The sequence below is a fragment of the Streptomyces rhizosphaerihabitans genome (genome assembly GCF_025399795.1).
In the GTDB taxonomy this organism is placed as follows: domain Bacteria; phylum Actinomycetota; class Actinomycetes; order Streptomycetales; family Streptomycetaceae; genus Streptomyces; species Streptomyces rhizosphaerihabitans.
On sequence record NZ_JAODTZ010000026.1, the window covers coordinates 15,771 to 33,436 of the forward strand.

A 17,666-nucleotide genomic window follows, 5' to 3' on the forward strand; every position below is an offset into this window, starting at 1 on the left:
TTGTCGTCCCCTCCGCGGGAGGTAGGCGGTCTTCTTCGCGCGTCGCCGTGTCCCCCGCTGTTGAACTTGACGCCAGATTCAATTATAAAGTTCGACAAGAGCACGGTCACGCCGGCTCTCGGCCGTGCCCCGGCTTCGCACGCCAACCCGTCAGGAGCTCAGATGTCCCTGTTCGAGATACGGGATCGCGCCAAGAAATACCAGGCGGATCTGCTCGAGTTCATGGATGCACACGTCTACCCCGCTGAGGCGGTGTACCACGTGCAGATGCGCGCGTCGGGTGACCCGCACTTCCAGCCGCCGATCATCGAGGACCTCAAGGCGGAGGCGCGAAGGCGCGGACTCTGGAACCTGTTTCACCCGCACCCGGAGTGGGGCCCCGGGCTGACGAACCTCGAGTACGCACCGCTGGCGGAGATCATGGGGCGCAGTCACATCGCCCCAGAAGCGTGCAACTGCAACGCTCCCGACACCGGGAACATGGAGGTGCTCACGCTGTTCGGCAGCGACGAGCACAAGGAGAAGTACCTCAAGCCCCTGCTCGACGGCACGATGGCCTCGGCCTTCGCGATGACCGAGCCGCGTGTCGCCAGCTCCGACGCCACCAACATCGAGTTGCGGATGGAGCGCGACGGCGACGAGTACGTGCTCAACGGCCGCAAGTGGTTCGCCTCCAATGCCCTGCACCGCAACTGCAAGGTGCTCATCGTCATGGGGAAGACGGACCCCGGCGCTGCTCCGCACAGGCAGCAGTCGATGATGGTCGTCCCCATCGACGCCCCCGGGATCACGGTGATGCGCGGCCTGCCGGTGTTCGGCTACCAGGACCGTGAGGGGCACGCCGAAATCGACTTCGCCGACGTACGGGTGCCGGCCAAGGACCTCCTCAAGGGCGAGGGTGAGGGTTTCGCGATCAGCCAGGCCCGGCTCGGGCCCGGTCGTATCCACCACTGCATGCGGGCCATCGGCGCGGCCGAGCGGGCGCTGGAGCTGATGTGCCGGCGCGCGCAGTCACGGGTGACATTCGGTAGTCCGGTCGCCGAACGGTCCAACATCCAGGACTGGATCGCGGAAGCGCGCATCGACATCGAGATGATCCGGCTGCTCACGCTCAAGGCCGCGTATCTGATGGACACGGTCGGGAACAAGGAAGCGCGCACCGAGATCGCGGCCATCAAGGTGGCCGCCCCGAACATCGCTTTGAAGATCATCGACCGCGCGATCCAGGTGCATGGAGCAGCCGGAGTGACCGAGGACTTCCCGTTGGCGATGATGTACGCGCAGCTGCGGACACTGCGGCTGGCGGACGGTCCCGACGAGGTCCACAAGCGGGCCATCGCCAGGCAGGAACTGCGGCGGTACCGCGACGGGGCCACCACGACGGCGAGCAGCACGGACACTCCCGGCGGCCACAAGGCAGGGGTGAACTGAAATGGCAGGGCTGGACCTCAGCGGTCGCACCGCCGTCGTCACGGGCGCCTCCCGCGGTATCGGGTTGGCGATCGCCCAGGCCATCGCCGCCGCCGGCGGAAACGTCGTCCTCACCTCCCGGTCCCAGGAGGCGGCGGACGCCGCCGCGGCCCAGGTCGGTGGCACGGCGATCGGCGTCGGTGCGCACGCGGTCGACGAAGAAGCGGCCCGGCGCTGCGTCGATCTGACGCTCGAGCGCTTCGGAAGCCTCGACATCCTCGTCAACAACGCGGGGACCAACCCGGCCTTCGGACCCGTCATCGACCAGGACCACGTCCGGTTCGCCAAGACCTTCGACGTGAACGTGTGGGCTCCTGTCCTGTGGACGGGGCTGGCCGTTCGGGCCTGGATGGGCGAGCACGGCGGCGCCGTCGTCAACACCGCCTCGGTAGGCGGCATGACCTTCGAGGCGAACATCGGGTTGTACAACGCGTCGAAGGCCGCACTGATCCACCTCACGAAGCAACTGGCCCTGGAACTCTCGCCCAAGGTTCGCGTCAACGCGGTGGCGCCGGGTGTGGTGCGCACGAAGCTGGCCGCGGCTCTGTGGAAGGACCATGAGCAGGCCCTGTCCGCCGCGACGGCACTCGGGCGCATAGGGGAGCCGGCCGACATCGCCTCGGCGGTCGCCTTTCTCGTCTCGGACGCCGCGAGTTGGATCACCGGCGAGACGATGGTGATCGACGGCGGCCAGCTTCTCGGTGACGCGCTCCCGTTCCGGCAGGGAGCCGACACCGGCGTCTAGGGCCTGGCCGGCCGATCACGCCGCAGACGCAGCGCCGGACAGGCGCCGTCCCTTTCCTGCAACTTGACCGGCCGGACAGGTCCTGGCCCGGACCTCGTCGCGATCGACGCCGAGGCGTACACCCCCGTGGCCGCTGTTGCCCTGAGGCAGCTCCGTGAGGAGGTCATCGGCGTGGGGGCGGCGGGCGAGGTCGATGGCGGCGCTCGGCGCGGGTTGTCCGGGGAGTGAGGCGTCGTCGGGCTGGGGCCGGTCCTGTCGCCTCCGCCCGGTGCCCGGCGTTTCAGCCGGGCGGCGCCGACAGATGGATCAGGATGCCGCACACCTCGTCCACGATCTCGCGGGCTTCCGTTTCGTCCCCGCAGTCACCCAACTCGCGCGCCGTTCCTCCGATGACGGTGGTCAGCACGCTCACCCTGACCCGGCCGGCGCGTCGCCGCTCGTCGATCTCCAGGAGCCGGGCGTTGCGCCGTACCCATGCGCGGTCCCACTGTCGGCGCAGCGCGTCGAAGCCCGCGGGGCCGTCGTCCTCCACGAGGAGTCTGCCGAGCCTCCGGTTGTCCCAGGCACCCTCCAGGTAGGCCCTGGCTCCCGCCATGAAGAGGGCGACGGGGTCCTCCACACCGCGGTTGCGCTCGGCGGTCAGTGTGGCCGCGGTTCGACGCTCCTGCTCCTCCCGGAACTCCTCCCACAGGGCGAGATACAGCCCTCGCTTTCCGCCGTAGTGCTGAAAGAGGCTGCCCACCGGGATGCCGCAGCGCGCCGCGATCTCGGTGAGACCGGCGTCGGTGTAACCGCGCTCGGCGAACACCTCCAGCGCGGCGTCGAGCAACGTGCGCCGGAGGCTTCCGTCCTGCCCGGCGTATTCCTCGGGCACACCCATGTCCCCCTGCCCGCCCGGCAGCTGACGTGCCGCTTCGGTCCCGTCGGACTCCACCATGCCGCTCATTCGCCTTCCCCGCCTTCCTCGGCCCCGTCGCGGATGGCGAGGGCGACCAGTAGTTCCAGGAGGTCGGCGATCCGGCGCGGATTGCGGCCGGTGCGTTCCTCGATCCGGCGCAACCGGTAGTGCGCCGTGTTGTGGTGCACCCGCAAGCGCTCGGCGGCCAGCCGCAGGTTGAGGTCCGCCTCCGCGAAGGTCCGTATGGTGGCGGCCAGCGTGTCGCCGCGTCTGCGGTCCTCCTCCAGCATCGACCGCACCCGGGGATCGACCAGCTGGCGCGCGAGGTCGTCGGCGCGCAGCGCCAGGTAGTCGAACGGGGACAGCCGTGGCAGTGCTGCCACCCCGCCCCCGCTTGGCACCAGGTCGAGGGCGGCCCGCGCCTCCTGGTAGGCACGGGGCAGTTCACCTGCGCCCTGGGCGACCGTACTGATCCCCATGGAGAGCATGGTTCCGGCCCGCGCGAGCCGCCGCTGCACGGTCTCGAAGTGGGCGCATATGTCCTCTGCGGCCATGCCGGCCCGGACCACGGGCACGGCCACCACCTCGCCGTGGCGCACGACGACCAGCGTTCTGCCGGCCCAGGGCCCGGCGACGCTGATCGACGCGCTGGCGGCATACCCGTTCTCGGCCGAGGTCGGGTCGCCGGTGCGGGTGTCGCCGACGCACACCGCCACGACCGCCATCATCGGTGAGCGCGGTCCGACGCCGTACGCCTGAGCCGCGGCCATCAGTGGACCGCGCGTGGGTGCCACCCCGGCCAGGAGCTGGTCCAGGAGATCGCGGCGCTCCCGGTCCGCGTCCGCCACCACGTGCTGCTGGTACTCGACGTAAGCCTGCGCGGCATGGGTGCTGGCGTAGTCGACGTACCGCATCAGCGGGGTGACGAGGGACAGCGCGGCCTGCTGGGCCTCGGCGGACGTGCCCGCGCAGTCCAGCAGCGCGTCCCACAGCACCTGCCGGCCGACCCGGAAGGCACTGATCCAGTCCTCCAGGGCGAACCCGGCACGTGCTCGGCGCATCGCTGCCGCGCGGCTGAAGACCAGGTCTTCGGGGGCCATGTCCCGATCGCCGGCCAGCGCCGCCAACTGCATCCGGTAGTGCTCGAGCACCTGGTCCCGTACGTCGCCGAAGAACCGTTCGTCCTGCAGTGCGTACGACGGGATCTCCGTGCGCATCACCTCGACGGCGGTCTCCGCCACCTCCTCGACCCGGTCGTGGACGGCGTGCAGGATCCGCCGCCGCTCCCGGCGGAGCGGTTCGGAGAGTCGGGGATTGCCCAGTGCGGGACCGCGCGGCATGGGGCCGATCGTCGCCGCCCTCCTCGTGCTTCGTCAACAGGTTCCACGTGAGACATCTCCCGGCACCTGTGCGCGGCGCACAGTTCGGCCACCGAGAAGTTGGGTGCTCACACCCAATGTGCGCCCGCGACGCCCCCACCTACTGTGACGCTCGCCCACCCCCCAGCACGTCGGAAAGGGCGTCACTCATGCTCGCGGTCGAAGACATCACCGTGCGCTTCGGCGGGATCACGGCATTGGACGGTGTCGCTTTCACCGTCGAGCCGGGCACCGCCGTAGGGCTCATCGGGCCGAACGGAGCCGGCAAGACCACCTTGTTCAACTGCCTCACCAGGCGCTGCGCTCCCGACGGGGGAGAGGTGCGGTTCGAGGACGAGGACCTGCTCGCTCTCCCCCCGCACGCCGTGGCCGGGCGCGGCATCGCCCGCACCTTCCAGAACCTGGGCCTGTTCCCGCAGCTCACGGTCCGGGAGAACGTCATGGTCGGCGCCCACAGCCGGGGGCGCACCGGACACCTCGCCGCGGCGCTCCGGCTGCCCCGCGTCCGGCGGGAGGAGAGGGCACTACGTGACCAGGCGGACGACTTGCTATGGCGGCTCGGCCTGGCGGACGTCGCCGACCATCCCGCCTCCGGACTGCCGTTCGGCACGCTCAAACGCGTCGAACTCGCCCGGGCGCTCGCGGTACGGCCCCGGCTGCTGTTGCTCGACGAACCCGTCAACGGGCTCAGCCATGGCGAGGTGGACCAATTCGCGGATCTGGTCCGCTCGGTGCGCCAGGAGTTCGACCTCACGCTCGTTGTGGTCGAACACCACATGGCCTTCGTGATGGGCCTGTGCGACAAGGTGGTCTGCCTCGACTTCGGCCGCAAGATCGCCGAGGGCACGCCGGAGGAGATCCAGCGCGACCCGGCGGTCGTCGAGGCGTACCTGGGGGTGGCCGCGTGAGCGAGCCCACCACCGGCAGCACCGAGGCCGCGGCGGGTGCGGAGCGGGACTTCCTGAAGGTCTCCGACCTGTACGCCGGATACGGCCAGGCCCGCGTGTTGCAGGGACTCGACTTCTCCGTCGCCCGCGGTGAGGTGTGCGCGATTCTCGGACCCAACGGCGCGGGCAAGACCACGACGCTGCGGGCGCTGTGCGGCATGGTCCGCGGTCGCGGGTCGGTCACCCTGAACGGCACGGAACTCCTGGGCCGCTCGCCCGAGCAGGCCGCCAGGCTCGGTGTGGCGCATGTGCCCGAGGGCCGAGGCACCTTCAACGACCTGACCGTCGAGGAGAACCTGCGCATCGGCGCCCACCTGCGCACCGGCCCGCGGCGGCGGGGCCGCACCGAGCGTGCGGCCGTGGTGGCCGACCTGGAACGGATCTACGACTACTTCCCCAAGCTGCGCCAGCGGTCGCGGCAGGCTGCCGGCAGCCTCAGCGGCGGCGAGCAGCAGATGCTCGCCGTCGGCAGGGCGCTGATGCTGCGGCCCTCGCTGCTGCTCCTGGACGAGCCGTCCCTGGGGCTCGCGCCGCTGGTCACCCGCGAGCTGTTCGAGATCGTCCGTGCCGTCAACGAGGAGGAACGCACCACCGTGGTCGTCGTCGAGCAGAACGCCCAGCTCGCGCTGGATATCGCGCACAGGGCCCATGTACTGGAGGCCGGCCGCCTGGTGCTGTCCGGACCGGCCGGACAGATCCGCGAGGACGGGCAGGTCGCCGAGGTGTACCTCGGGGTCTCCGTCCTCTCCCGGAAGGCCGGGTGAGCGCCGTGACCGATCTGCTCCAGCAAGTGGTGGAAGGACTGGGCTCCGGCGCCGTGTACGCCAGCCTGGCGCTGGCCCTGGTACTGATCCACCGTTTCACGGGGATCGTCAACTTCGCGCAGGGCGAGCTGGCCATGCTCTCGACGTACGTCGCCTGGCAGCTGGTGGCGTCCGGGATGCCGTACTGGCTGGCACTGCCGGCCACCCTCGCGGTGTCCTTCGCCGGCGGCATGCTGCTAGAGCGGATCGTCATCCGCCCCGTACAGGGCGCGCCCGAGCTGACGGTGGTCATCGTCACGGTCGGCCTGTTCATCTTCGTCAACGCGCTGGCCGGTCTGATCTGGTCGTTCACCGTGAAGGACTTCCCGCAGCCCTTCCCCGACGGCGGACTCGACGTGTCCGGTGTGCGTATGGACTGGTCGACGCTCGGGATCATCGGTGTGGTGGCCGTCGTGATGGGCCTGCTGTATCTGCTGTTCCAGCACACCTCCATCGGCCTGGTGATGCGGGCGGTCGCCTGCAATCCGGCCTCCGCCCGGCTGTCGGGCATCCGGGTGGGTTGGGTGCTCATGCTCGGCTGGGGCCTGGCTGCGACGGTCGGCGCGGTGTCGGGCGTGCTCGTCGCCCCGGTGCTGTTCCTGGAGCCCAACATGATGGGCGGGGTGCTGATCTACGCGTTCGCCGCGGCCACCCTCGGAGGCTTCGACAGCCCGGTCGGCGCGGTCGTCGGCGGCCTGTTCGTGGGTGTCGCCGAGACCCTGACCGGGGCGTACGTGGACGTGATCGGCGCCGATCTGAAGGTGGGCGTCCCCTTGGTGATCATTCTGGCGGTGCTGCTGGTGCGGCCACAGGGCCTCTTCGGACGGGCGGCGGTGGAGCGCGCATGAGCACCATCACAGCGTCGCTCGGCACCGATCGGGTCCGGTGGCTGCGGCCCACGCTCACCGTCCTCGTGGCGGCGGCGGTCGCCGTCGGCGCACCGTTCTACTTCGCCCCCTTCCAGGTCTTCCAGCTGACCATGGTGCTCGTGTACGCCGTGGCGCTGTCCGGCCTGAACCTGCTGACCGGCTTCGGCGGGCAGATCTCGCTCGGGCACGGCGCGTTCTTCGCGGCGGGCGCCTACACGGCGGCGGTCATGCTCGACCGGTACGACACCAGCCACCTGGCCACGCTGCCGGCCGCGGCCGCCGGATGCTTCCTGCTGGGCCTCGGGTTCGGCGTGCCCGCGCTGCGACTGCGCGGGCTGTACCTGGCCCTGGTCACACTATCGTTCGCGGTGTTTCTGCCGCCCCTGCTCAAGCGGCTCGAACCGGTGACGGGCGGCTCCATGGGGCTGACCGTGAACAAGATGCAGCCGCCGGCGTGGAGCGGGCTGGCCGAGGACCAGTGGATGTACTTCGTCGTCCTCGCCGTCACCGCGGTGGCCCTGCTGCTCGCCCGCAACCTGCTGCGGTCCCGGGTCGGCCGGGCACTGCTGGCCGTGCGGGACAACGAGAGCGCCGCCGAGGTCATGGGTGTGCGGCTGTCGCTGCACAAGACCCTCGCCTTCGCGTGGAGCGCGATGTTCGCGGGTGTCGCCGGGTGTCTGTACACCTGGGTGATCGGCTTCGTCTCGCCCGACTCCTTCAGCTTCGTTCTGTCCATCACACTGCTGGCCGGCCTGGTGGTCGGGGGTCTCGGCTCGCTGTACGGACCCCTGTTGGGGGCGGCGTTCGTGATGTACGTGCCGAGCGTGTCCCAGGACGTCAGCGAGGCGGCGCCGGGAGTGGTGTTCGGCCTGCTGATCATCACGGTGATGTTCGTGGCCCCGACGGGACTGGCCGGTCTGCCGGGCCGTGTCCTGGGCGCAGTCGCCCGTCGCCCGCCTCGCACCACCGCTGCCCTCGACCGGATGCCGGAGGCCGAATCCGCGCCCGATGCGGAGCCGGAGTCCCAGGCCCTGTCCGGACCCTCCGAGACCCACACTCCTGCGGACCCCGCAGTTGTCGACGCCGAACCCGTGGGCGCACCGCCCCGCACGGAAAAGGAATGAACCACATGCGCAAGACGACCGCTCTGCGGGCGGCCGCGGCCGCGACCGCCGCACTGCTCACCGCGACCGCCTGCAGCAGCCAGCGAGGTCAGGACGCCCAGGACACCACCGCCGGTGGCGCGTGCAAGGGCCAGCAGACCACCGGCATCACCGACAAGACCATCAAGCTGGGTGGGATCTACCCGCTGTCGGGACCTGCCTCCGCGTACGGCACTATCAGCAAGGGCGTGGCCGCCTACTTCAGTCACGTCAACGACAAGGGCGGCATAGACGGCCGCAAGGTCGAGTTCGTCGTCCGCGACGACGGCTACCAGCCGCCCAAGGCGGTCGAGGAGGCCCGCAGACTCGTCGAGCAGGAAAAGGTCTTCGCGGTGTTCCAGACCCTGGGCACCCCGTCCACGGCAGCCGTGTGGGACTACCTCAACAAGCAGAAGGTGCCGCAGCCCTTCGTCGCGACGGGTGCCTCCGCCTGGGGCACGGGCGACCAGCACCCCTGGACCATCGGCTGGCAGCCCAACTACGTGGCCGAGGCACGCGTGTACGCCAAGTACCTCAAGGACGCGAGGCCCAAGGCCAAGGTCGCGGTCCTCTACCAGAACGACGACTTCGGCAAGGACCTGCTCGGCGGGTTCAAGAAGGCCGTCGCCGGCAGCGGCGTCAAGGTGGTCGCCGAGGAGAGCTACGAGGTCACGGACCCCTCCGTGTCGGCACAGATGGCGAGCCTCGCACGCTCCAAGGCGGACGTGCTGCTGGATGTCACCACCCCCAAGTTCGGCAGCCAGGCCCTCGCCGCCGACGCCAAGAACACCAAGTGGAACCCGCTGCACATCGTGAACAACGTGGCCTCGTCCGCCGCCGTGCTCAAGCCGGTCGGGTTCAAGAACGTCCAAGGCGTGGTCTCGGCCACCTACTTCAAGGACCCCGCCGACCCGCAGTGGGCCGCCGACCCGGAGATGAAGGCGTACAAGGACGCGCTGCACAAGTACGCACCCGACGCCGACCCGGCCAACCAGTTCAACGCCTACGGCTGGGCCGTCGCCTCCAGCCTGCACCAGGCCCTGGACGCGATGAAGTGCCCGACCAGGGAAGGACTGCGGGACGCGGTGCGCAGCCTGAAAGACGTGAAGGTGGGCATGCTGCTGCCCGGGGTCACCATGTCCACCGGCCACGGTGACGCCTTCCCGCTGGAGACGATGCAGCTGATGCGGTTCAAGGGCGAGCGGTGGCAGCTGTTCGGTAAGCCGGTCGACACCCGCAAGGAGTTCGGCCCGGCGGCGAAGTGAGCCGGCGGGGGCGGTCCGCGTCGATGCCCCGACGCCTGGGGACCGCCCTCGCCCCGTCACCGGAGCCCGGAGCCGTGCGTGCCTGCGATCCGACGTCCGCCGGGCACGGCGGCGCCGGACCGGGCCGCCGGCCGTAGAGGAGGCTCGCTGTCCAGCGGACGCGCAGGAGCCACACCAGGCTGGGTGTCCGCGGGCCGCTGACAGCGGACCGGCGGGCCTGCCGTGATCACCCGCGCCGGCCGCGGTCGGCGCGCGCGCGGCCCCACCGGGTTCACTAGGCTTAGGTGTATCAGCGGGTCAGCCGGCGGTGGAGATGCGGATGACGGAGTTCAGCGCAAGCCACGACGATCCGTTCGCCCCGCACTTCGCCGCCCTGGCGGTGCTCGACGACCGGGGAGTCGTGGTCGGATGGAACCGGCGGGCCCAGGAACTGCTCGGCCATCCGGACGCGGCCGTGATCGGGCGTCCGGCATTCGAGGTCCTTGTCGATCCTCGTGATCTGCCGACTGTCACGGAGGCCGCGGCAAACTGCAGGAGAGCCGGCGGCTGGTTCGGCGTGCTCAAGGTGCGGCACCGCGACGGGACACTCGTCGAGATGGGGCTCAGGGCCCATGCGCTCTCACGCCATGACCGGGTCCGTGAGTGGATTCTTGCCGGGGCACTCGCGGCTGACCTCCTGGAGTGGCAAAGAGACCGCGCGGTTCTCGACGGGTTGTACCGCCGGAGCCCGGTCGGCCTGGTCGTCCACGGGCCCGACCTGACTCTTCTCCGGGTCAACCGGGCCATCGAACGCGTCACCGGCGTCCCGGCAGCGGACTTCCGGGGGCTGCCCACGGGCTGTTTCCTCGTAGCCGATGACGCACGCAAGGCCGTGGACCGTGTGCGCCAGGTGATGGAGACCGGAAGACCGTTGGTCTACTCGGAGCAGTTCGTTCGCCTGGAGCGGGACCCGGCACAGGAGCGGGTCGCGATGGTCTCGTCCTTCCGGATGGAGGACCCCTCCGGCCGCATCCTGGGTGTGGCCGAGATGATCGAGGACATCACCGAACGCCATCGGGCCCAGCGTCGGCTCGCGCTCCTCGACCAGGCCGGCAGCCGTATCGGAACCACCCTCGACGTGGCAGAGACCGCTCGTGAACTCGCCGAGGTGATGGTGCCTCACCTCGCCGACCATGCGTCAGTGGACCTGCTTCAGCCGGTGACGCGCGGTGAGGAACTGGCGCAGGCCATCGCAGGGCCTGTGGTACGAGTGGGTGCCTGCAGCGTCGGCGCCCAGCAACCCGGCCCGTCCCACCCCGAGGGGGAGCCGGTGGAGTTCGGGCCCGACACACCCCAGGCCAGATGCCTGGCCGAAGGGCGGCCCGTCCTGGAACCGGTTCTTTCGCCCGACTGGTTCTCAGTGAAAGGCCACCAGGGGGTCCACGCTCCGGACCTGGGCGTCCACTCGCTGATCGTGGTACCTCTTGCCGCGCGTGGCCTGGTGCTGGGTGTGATGACCCTGTGGCGTTCGCTCCGCCCCGATCCCTTCGAGGCAGACGATCTCACCCTCGCCCAGGAACTCGCCTCGCGCGCCGCCGTTGCCGTCGACAACGCCCGGCGCTTCACCCAGCAGCAGCAGACCGCGTTCACCTTGCAGAGCAGCCTTCTGCCCCGGGCGGTTCCGGACCAGTCGGCCGTCGAGGTGGCCCTGCGCTACCTGCCGGCCAGCGCGGCACCGGGTCTGGGCGGCGACTGGTTCGACGTCATTCCGCTGTCCGGGGCCCGGGTCGCCCTCGTCGTCGGCGACGTGGTGGGACGCGGCATCCATGCTGCCGCCACCATGGGCCGGCTGCGTACCGCCGTACATACGCTCGCCAGCCTCGACCTGGAACCGGACGAGGTCCTCTCCCGCCTGGACGACCTGGTCACCCTGCTGGCGGCCGAACAGGAGGGGGCCGGCGAACGGCCCGTGGGCGAGCAGGTAGTCGGCGCCACGTGCCTTTACGCCGTATACGACCCGGTATCCCGGCGCTGCTCCGTGGCCCGTGCCGGCCACCCGCCGCCGGTGGTGACGGCTCCGGACGGACAGGCGGCACCGCTCGACCTGCCCGCCGGCCCGCCGCTCGGCCTGGGCGGGCTGCCGTTCGAGGCCCGGGAGATCGAGCTGGCCGAGGGAAGCCTGCTGTGCCTGTACACCAACGGAGTCATCGGCGAACGCCACATCGATGCCGACATCGGCCTGACCAAACTGTGTGCGGCGCTCTCCCGCCCTGCGGACGCACTGGAACGGACATGCCAAGCGGTGGTCGACTCGCTCGTGCCATCGCGCCCCATCGACGATGTCGCTCTGCTGATCGCCCGCACCCACGTCCTGCCACCGGACGATGTCGCCTCGTGGAGTCTGCCGCTGGAGCCTGCCAGCGCCGCCCGGGCCCGGGCGTTGACCTCGGCCAAGCTGACGGAATGGGGGCTGGAGCACTTGGCGTTCACCACCGAGTTGATCGCCAGCGAACTGATCACCAATGTCTACCGTTACGCCAGCGGCCCTGCGACCCTGCGGCTGATCCGTGAACGGTCTCTGGTGTGCGAGGTCAGCGACACCAGCCACACCTCACCACACCTGCGCCGCGCCCGTACCACCGACGAGGGCGGGCGCGGTCTGTTCCTGGTGGCCCAGATGACCGAACGCTGGGGCACCCGCTACACCCGCGAAGGCAAAACGGTGTGGACCGAGCAACCGCTGGCCGGCATGCTCACCTGACCGTCGCAGGCCATTTCGGTCGCCGCCTCACACAGCGGCGCGCGTGTCGGCATCTGGCTGCCATGGGGCCCCGTGCGGGGGCTTGGGCCCCAGGGCGGACTGCGGCGGCGGGGGCGGGGCAGCCTGCTCGGTCCGCCCCCGCCACCTCGGTCATTCGGCTGCGGCGAGCAGACGCTCCTCGCTCTCCTCGTACAGCAGTCGGCTCTCCCGGCTGTCAGCGGCGCGGCGCCGGTGGTCCAGCCGGCTGCCCAGCCAGCCCGCCAGGTAGCCGAACGGGATGGAGACCAGTCCGGTGGACTGCATGGGGAACCAATGGAAGTCGGCGTTCGGGAAGACGGCCGACGGCGTGCCCGAGACGGCCTTGGAAAAGATCATCAGCACCAGTGCGCAGGCCGTGCCGCCATAGAGGGTGGCGAGCAGGCCGGTGCGCGTGAATCCTCTCCAGAACAGGGAGTAGGTCAGCGCGGGAGCCACCGCGGATGCCCCGATGCAGACGGCCAGAGTGGTCAGCACGCCGACGTCCCATTTTTGGACCAGGGTGGCGAGCCCGATGGCCACGGTTCCCACGGCCACGCTCGTCCACGCCGCCACCGTCATCTCCGTACGCGGCTCCGCCTGTCCCCGTCGCGCCGCATGGGCGAACAGGTCGTGGGCGAGCGACGATGCCGCGGCCAGGGTCATCCCCGCGACCGAGGACAGCAGAGTGATGAACACCATTCCCGCCACGGCCGAGTAGAGAATCGTCGCACCCGCGGAGGCGGGGGCCCCGCCGAGCACCTGCGACAGCATGAGCACCGCCGTCCTGCCGTGCGGGTCGGCCGCAGTGATGGACCGCGATCCCACCAGGGCTGCCGCGCCCGTACCCAAGATGATCACGAGCAGGCAGAAGGTGGTGACCGTGCCGACGGCCCACGACATGGAGCGACGCACGGCCGGTACGTCCTGCGCGGAGTACAGACGCATGGTGATGTGGGGCAGGCAGGCCACGCCGAGGACCACGGTGATCTGGAGACCGGCGAAGTCCAGCCGGTCGCCGGCCGAGGTGCCCAACTGAAGGCCCTGCTGAAGAAAGGCGGGGCCCGCGCCGCTGCCGTGCTGGGCGGCCCTGAGCAGGTCGCCGGGGTTCCAGCCGAAGCGGTGCAGGACCAGGGCGGCGACGACGACGCTGGTGCCGAGCAGGATGACGATCTTGATCATCTGAAGAAGCGCGGTTCCCCGCATACCGCCGAGCGCCGCGTAAATGATCATCAGGCTGCCGACGATGACGATGCATGCCGTCCTGGCGCCCGCCCCGTGCGGGATGTTCAGGATGAAGGTGAGCAGCGACCCGGCCCCGGAGAGCTGGACGACAAGGAAGGGCAGGGTCGCCGAAAGGGTCACGACGCAGGAAGCGATTCGCACGGCCCGCCCGGGCATGGTGCGGGCCAGGACGTCGCCCATGGTGAACCTGCCTGCGTTGCGCAGAGGTTCGGCCAGCAGGAACATCAGCAGCACCAGAGACAAGGCGGTGCTGACCGTGAGGACGTAGCCGTCGTATCCGGCGAGCGCGATGATGCCGCTGGTACTCAGCACCGTGGCCGCGGAGATGTAGTCGCCCGCGATGGCCAGGCCGTTCTTGAACGGGGTGAGCGAAAGGTAGCCGGTGTAGTAGTTCGTCAGGTCGTCGCGGTCCGGTCCCGTCATCACGCACATCAGCAGCGTGACGGTGACCAGGGCGGTGAAGAGGACGAGGACGGTGGCCTGCGACCCGGAGTCGAAGTCGGTCATCTCGCCACCCCCGCGGGCCGGTCGGCTGCCCGCTCCCTGACGGCGCGGGCCAACGGGTCCACCGAGCGTTGTGCGCTGCGTTCGTACGAGAAAACCGCCGCGAAGGTGACGACGAGCTGAAGGATCCCCAGGGCGATTCCAAGGCTCAGCTCTCCGGTGATCCTGGCCCCCATCAGCTCCGGTGCGTAGCAGGACAGCAGCACGTACACCACGAAGGAGCCGAGTGCGGTGATCGTGGAGACCCGGCGGAGCACGCGGTAGGCCGAGCGGAGGGCTGCCAGGTCGGCGCTGTGCCGATGCGTCTCGTGCGCGTACGGTTCCTGCTGGGCGGCTTGCCCGTACCAGTCGTACGCGGCGTCGTCGTATCCGGACGGGGAGGGCTCCTGCCCCGGATCCCGCCCGTACGACTCGTACCGATGGGCACGGCCGTACGGCTCGGTCCGCGGCTGCGGCCATTCCTGCTGCGGGTACCGCTGGTCATGGGGATATGTCATCGCGTGGCCTTCCGGCTCGGCTCGGTTCCGTGGAGGGCTGGGGGGAGGCGTGGCGGCGCACGATACCGACTGGTTGGTATGCCGGACAGTCTGTGGGGCGTCACGTTTTGGGCTCGACGTGATATCCGGCTGGCGCTGTCGGTCGACGGCCCACGAACCATAGGTGCTCGCCGGGCGGGGCGGCCTGTGTCGCATGTCACGACCACCGACGTACCTACTGGTCGGTATGGTCAGAGGGAGCCGCAACGACAGGAGGCGCGATGTCCGCGACCAACCGCCAGATCCGTCTCTCAGCCCGCCCCGTGGGCGAGGTGCAACCCGATGACTGGGAGCACTGTGCAGGGCCCGTCGAGGGACCGGGCCCGGACCGGTTCGCGGGCCGCACACGCGTCATCTCCCTGGACCCGGCGATGCGGGGCTGGCTGGACGACCGCCCCTCCTACCTGCCGCCGGTGGCCATCGGTGAGGTGATGCGCGCCGGATCGGTCATCGAGGTCACCGCCTCCAACCACCCCGACTTCCAGCCGGGTGATCACGTGGTCGGAATGTTCGGCGTCCAGGAGCACGTGGTCTCCGACGGCAAGGGCGCCATGAAGATCGACACCGCCCTCGCGCCGCCCTCGACGTATCTGGGCGCACTGGGCATGCCCGGGATGACCGCCTACTTCGGCCTGCTGGACGTAGGGGCATTGAAGGACGGCCCACCTGACCGAGGGCACCGTTGATATGACCGTCCGGGGGACCGCCGCCGACCTGCTCCTGCTCGAATACGGGCGCAGTCTGCTTTCGTCGGTGGCTGATCGACCGGGCAGGCGTATGTCGTCGGCACCCGTACCGGAGCACAGTCGCCACCCTTGCACTTGGGCACGAGTTACTTCAACGAGGTGGCTCTCACCCCCGGCAGTGCATTGGTCACCGAATGCGACCGCCGTGGAGGATCTTGCCCGGTGCCCTCGCCGCGTCAGGCGGAATGAGGAACGCGAACTCGGGACGGTCCCACATCACAGCGGGTGGGTTCGCGGTCGCGGTCCCGGTGTGCACCGCACCCACGCTGCGGTAGAAGCCCTCGGCGGGAGGGTGCGACACCACCCGGACGCGGTCGAGGCCCTCGGTGCGGGCCTCGGACTTCAGGTGCGCGATGAGCAGCCGTCCGATGCCACGTCCTTGTGCTCCATTGGCGACGAACAGCAGGTCAAGCTCAGGTGGGACGAGGACGAGCGAGTAGAACCCGAGGACACGGTTTTCGTGCTCGTCGGCGGCGACGGCTACGAAGACGCGGTGGGTCTCGATGTAGTCGGGACCGACCCGGTAGTCCGCGACCATGGCCGAGTACCGCCCTTCGTAGGCGCGCGAACCACGCACGAGCCGCGTGAGCCGTTTGGCGTCCCGCGCGACGGCCCTGCGTATCGCGATCGGCCCACTCCTGGGCGTAATACCTGAATTCATTAGGAGAGTATTACGCATCGGGAAACGCCTACATGCGGCGGATGCGGCTGAGCAGATCGGCCGTGGAAACGGGAGTGCGCATGCCCACCATGGAGTTGGTTCCGGGGGGCTCCGCGATGGCCTCGGCGAGGCTGGGAAGGAGGCTGTTCGAGCGGCGTGATTCGTGCATGGTTCGGAGGCGCTGCGGTGACTCCGGTGCTGATGTACTGCCGACCAAAAGGTTCCTTGTCTCGGGCGGCAGCCCATCATCCAGCGCCCGGCCGGGACACGCTGCGAGGAAGCCTGCTCGGCAGCCGCTTCGCAATGGGCGACCGGCGCGGCCTTCGCGGCGCCGGCCGGGCAGGTCGCGGCCGGGCGTCTCGTCTTCGTCGTCGGTGACCGCTCAGGGAGAGGAGGTGTGGAGGACGGCCAGGAGATGCCCGACCAGGCACGTCGGAGGTCTTTTTGTCGCCGTGGGTGACCATTGACACCTGCCCTGCTCGGTGATCATCTGGAGCGGGCATTTTCGTTGATGCGTGGACTCCCGCGATCTCCCCCCAGCTTGGAGGTCCGTCATGGCAATCGACTCCCGCGGCCGGAAATCGCGCGGGTCGCCGGTGCCGTCTTGTGCCTGACCCTGCTCACGGCTTGCGGCGGCCAGGCCCGGGACGCGGACGGCAAGACGCCTTCGACGACGAAGTCGAAGACTGCGTCCCCGAGTCCTTCGGCGAAGGCGGGCGCGTGGAAGGTTGCCTATTCCAGCAAGGCGGACAACGCGGAGCTGAGAGCTCTGTCTGTCGCTTCCGACCAAGACGCATGGGCGGTCGGTGCCGCCGGAGACGACTGGGACAAGACCTTCTTCGTCCACTACGACGGCCGCCAGCGGCGGGACTACGACGCCGCTGCCGACCTGCCCAAGCTCAGTGGGCCGGCCCAGGTCGAACTGGCGTCGTCCGGGCCGGGGAACACCTGGTTCTTCGGCACCGGCAACCCGGCCGGCACCCGGGGCGTCGACCCGGTCATCGCCCGCTGGGACGGCAGCCGTTGGCGGGACGTGCCCCTGCCACCGCGGATGACCGACCAGGTCAAGGACGCGGCCGTCTTCGCCCCCGACGACGTGTGGCTGCTGACAGGGACGCAGGCCGGCGAGTACCCGTGGGAATGGCCTGTCGAGGAGCAGACGGTCTGGCACTGGAGCGGCGCGCAATGGATCGAGGCCCGGCTGCCGGCCCGAGCGGACGCGATCGACGGGCGGGCGCCCGACGACATCTGGGCGGTCGGCAGCGCCCCCGGCGCGCGGGTGAGCCCCGGCATCGCAGGCCGCCGCGCCAAGCCGGCCGCGATGCACTATGACGGCCGCGGCTGGCGGCTCGTCCCGACCCCGCAATTCCAGCCTCCGGCGGATGCGGGCCCCGGCGACGACCGGAGCGCGGTCCTGAGTGACGTGGTACCGGCCGGGCCGGCCGGCATGTGGGCGGTCGGCACGCAGTCCTACCCGGGCGACGATCCCGATGAGGGACAGGACGAGGCCCCGTCCTCGCCCACTGGGACGGCAGCCGCTGGGAGGGACGGCCGACTGGTAGGGACCAGCTCATCTGGTCCCTACCAGTCGCCCCGGACGGCGCCCAGGGCCTGCTCTTCCCACGGACTCGACTTCGCGCCGACGGCACGTACGAAAGCATCGGCACGACGCCCCTGATACCGGGGAAGACCGGTGAGATC

General features: G+C 69.9%; 16 protein-coding genes. 10 read left to right on the forward strand and 6 right to left on the reverse strand.

The window, feature by feature from the left end:
- Positions 1–162 precede the first annotated feature (162 nt).
- The gene (locus N4G66_RS24685) at positions 163–1,431 is read left to right on the forward strand and encodes an acyl-CoA dehydrogenase family protein (protein ID WP_261706371.1); all 1,269 of its coding nucleotides are present in this window, start codon (positions 163–165) and stop codon (positions 1,429–1,431) included.
- A 1-nt stretch (position 1,432) separates the two neighbouring features.
- Complete coding sequence (locus N4G66_RS24690; protein ID WP_261706372.1) at positions 1,433–2,215, forward strand: SDR family oxidoreductase; 783 nt, start codon at positions 1,433–1,435, stop codon at positions 2,213–2,215.
- 280 nt (positions 2,216–2,495) lie between these two features.
- Here N4G66_RS24690 and N4G66_RS24695 read toward each other — a convergent pair whose 3' ends face one another.
- Both N4G66_RS24695 and N4G66_RS24700 read right to left on the reverse strand, forming a co-directional pair.
- Positions 2,496–3,161: a TetR/AcrR family transcriptional regulator gene (locus N4G66_RS24695; RefSeq protein WP_261706373.1), complete on the reverse strand. Its 666-nt coding sequence runs from the start codon at positions 3,159–3,161 to the stop codon at positions 2,496–2,498.
- Positions 3,158–4,453, reverse strand: a complete 1,296-nt coding sequence (locus N4G66_RS24700; protein WP_261706374.1) for a PucR family transcriptional regulator — start codon at positions 4,451–4,453, stop codon at positions 3,158–3,160. The genes N4G66_RS24695 and N4G66_RS24700 overlap by 4 nt, the downstream gene beginning before the upstream one ends.
- 188 nt (positions 4,454–4,641) lie before the next feature.
- Between N4G66_RS24700 and N4G66_RS24705 the strand changes: the two genes are divergently transcribed.
- The 6 genes from N4G66_RS24705 to N4G66_RS24730 all read left to right on the forward strand — a co-directional run bounded on the left by N4G66_RS24705 (position 4,642) and on the right by N4G66_RS24730 (position 12,258).
- A complete protein-coding gene (locus N4G66_RS24705; protein ID WP_261706375.1) occupies positions 4,642–5,400 on the forward strand; it encodes an ABC transporter ATP-binding protein in 759 nt (252 codons plus the stop codon).
- Positions 5,397–6,203 carry an ABC transporter ATP-binding protein gene (locus N4G66_RS24710; protein WP_261706376.1) on the forward strand — a complete coding sequence of 269 codons (807 nt, stop codon included), beginning with the start codon at positions 5,397–5,399 and terminating at the stop codon, positions 6,201–6,203. Before N4G66_RS24705 ends, N4G66_RS24710 begins: the two co-directional genes overlap by 4 nt.
- Complete coding sequence (locus tag N4G66_RS24715) at positions 6,200–7,090, forward strand: branched-chain amino acid ABC transporter permease (protein WP_261706377.1); 891 nt, start codon at positions 6,200–6,202, stop codon at positions 7,088–7,090. The genes N4G66_RS24710 and N4G66_RS24715 overlap by 4 nt, the downstream gene beginning before the upstream one ends.
- Positions 7,087–8,235: a branched-chain amino acid ABC transporter permease gene (locus N4G66_RS24720; protein ID WP_261706378.1), complete on the forward strand. Its 1,149-nt coding sequence runs from the start codon at positions 7,087–7,089 to the stop codon at positions 8,233–8,235. The genes N4G66_RS24715 and N4G66_RS24720 overlap by 4 nt, the downstream gene beginning before the upstream one ends.
- 5 nt (positions 8,236–8,240) lie before the next feature.
- The gene (locus N4G66_RS24725; RefSeq protein WP_261706379.1) at positions 8,241–9,518 is read left to right on the forward strand and encodes an ABC transporter substrate-binding protein; all 1,278 of its coding nucleotides are present in this window, start codon (positions 8,241–8,243) and stop codon (positions 9,516–9,518) included.
- 319 nt (positions 9,519–9,837) lie between these two features.
- The gene (locus N4G66_RS24730) at positions 9,838–12,258 is read left to right on the forward strand and encodes a SpoIIE family protein phosphatase (RefSeq protein WP_261706380.1); all 2,421 of its coding nucleotides are present in this window, start codon (positions 9,838–9,840) and stop codon (positions 12,256–12,258) included.
- Positions 12,259–12,408: 150 nt separating this feature from the next.
- On the opposite strand, the gene N4G66_RS24735 is transcribed toward N4G66_RS24730, so the two are convergent.
- Together N4G66_RS24735 and N4G66_RS24740 are read right to left on the reverse strand one after the other, a co-directional pair.
- The gene (locus tag N4G66_RS24735; RefSeq protein WP_261706381.1) at positions 12,409–14,025 is read right to left on the reverse strand and encodes a sodium/solute symporter; all 1,617 of its coding nucleotides are present in this window, start codon (positions 14,023–14,025) and stop codon (positions 12,409–12,411) included.
- Complete coding sequence (locus N4G66_RS24740) at positions 14,022–14,519, reverse strand: DUF485 domain-containing protein (protein ID WP_261706382.1); 498 nt, start codon at positions 14,517–14,519, stop codon at positions 14,022–14,024. Before N4G66_RS24740 ends, N4G66_RS24735 begins: the two co-directional genes overlap by 4 nt.
- Before the next feature lie 260 nt (positions 14,520–14,779).
- On the opposite strand from N4G66_RS24740, the gene N4G66_RS24745 reads away from it, so the two are divergent.
- The gene (locus N4G66_RS24745) at positions 14,780–15,244 is read left to right on the forward strand and encodes a hypothetical protein (RefSeq protein WP_261706383.1); all 465 of its coding nucleotides are present in this window, start codon (positions 14,780–14,782) and stop codon (positions 15,242–15,244) included.
- Between the two features lie 187 nt (positions 15,245–15,431).
- On the opposite strand, the gene N4G66_RS24750 is transcribed toward N4G66_RS24745, so the two are convergent.
- Positions 15,432–15,965 carry a GNAT family N-acetyltransferase gene (locus N4G66_RS24750; protein ID WP_261706384.1) on the reverse strand — a complete coding sequence of 178 codons (534 nt, stop codon included), beginning with the start codon at positions 15,963–15,965 and terminating at the stop codon, positions 15,432–15,434.
- 28 nt (positions 15,966–15,993) lie between these two features.
- Positions 15,994–16,134, reverse strand: a complete 141-nt coding sequence (locus N4G66_RS24755; protein WP_261706385.1) for a hypothetical protein — start codon at positions 16,132–16,134, stop codon at positions 15,994–15,996.
- A 435-nt stretch (positions 16,135–16,569) separates the two neighbouring features.
- Between N4G66_RS24755 and N4G66_RS24760 the strand changes: the two genes are divergently transcribed.
- A complete protein-coding gene (locus N4G66_RS24760; RefSeq protein ID WP_261706386.1) occupies positions 16,570–17,643 on the forward strand; it encodes a hypothetical protein in 1,074 nt (357 codons plus the stop codon).
- Positions 17,644–17,666 lie beyond the last annotated feature (23 nt).

What these genes read in the sequence shown, in the direction of transcription:
- N4G66_RS24685 (WP_261706371.1), top strand. Translation starts at nt 163, where the DNA reads ATGTCCCTGTTCGAGATACGGGATCGCGCCAAGAAATACCAGGCGGAT.
- N4G66_RS24690 (WP_261706372.1), top strand. Translation starts at nt 1,433, where the DNA reads ATGGCAGGGCTGGACCTCAGCGGTCGCACCGCCGTCGTCACGGGCGCC.
- N4G66_RS24695 (WP_261706373.1), bottom strand. Translation starts at nt 3,161, where the DNA reads ATGAGCGGCATGGTGGAGTCCGACGGGACCGAAGCGGCACGTCAGCTG.
- N4G66_RS24700 (WP_261706374.1), bottom strand. Translation starts at nt 4,453, where the DNA reads ATGCCGCGCGGTCCCGCACTGGGCAATCCCCGACTCTCCGAACCGCTC.
- N4G66_RS24705 (WP_261706375.1), top strand. Translation starts at nt 4,642, where the DNA reads ATGCTCGCGGTCGAAGACATCACCGTGCGCTTCGGCGGGATCACGGCA.
- N4G66_RS24720 (WP_261706378.1), top strand. Translation starts at nt 7,087, where the DNA reads ATGAGCACCATCACAGCGTCGCTCGGCACCGATCGGGTCCGGTGGCTG.
- N4G66_RS24725 (WP_261706379.1), top strand. Translation starts at nt 8,241, where the DNA reads ATGCGCAAGACGACCGCTCTGCGGGCGGCCGCGGCCGCGACCGCCGCA.
- N4G66_RS24730 (WP_261706380.1), top strand. Translation starts at nt 9,838, where the DNA reads ATGACGGAGTTCAGCGCAAGCCACGACGATCCGTTCGCCCCGCACTTC.
- N4G66_RS24735 (WP_261706381.1), bottom strand. Translation starts at nt 14,025, where the DNA reads ATGACCGACTTCGACTCCGGGTCGCAGGCCACCGTCCTCGTCCTCTTC.
- N4G66_RS24740 (WP_261706382.1), bottom strand. Translation starts at nt 14,519, where the DNA reads ATGACATATCCCCATGACCAGCGGTACCCGCAGCAGGAATGGCCGCAG.
- N4G66_RS24745 (WP_261706383.1), top strand. Translation starts at nt 14,780, where the DNA reads ATGTCCGCGACCAACCGCCAGATCCGTCTCTCAGCCCGCCCCGTGGGC.
- N4G66_RS24750 (WP_261706384.1), bottom strand. Translation starts at nt 15,965, where the DNA reads ATGAATTCAGGTATTACGCCCAGGAGTGGGCCGATCGCGATACGCAGG.
- N4G66_RS24755 (WP_261706385.1), bottom strand. Translation starts at nt 16,134, where the DNA reads ATGCACGAATCACGCCGCTCGAACAGCCTCCTTCCCAGCCTCGCCGAG.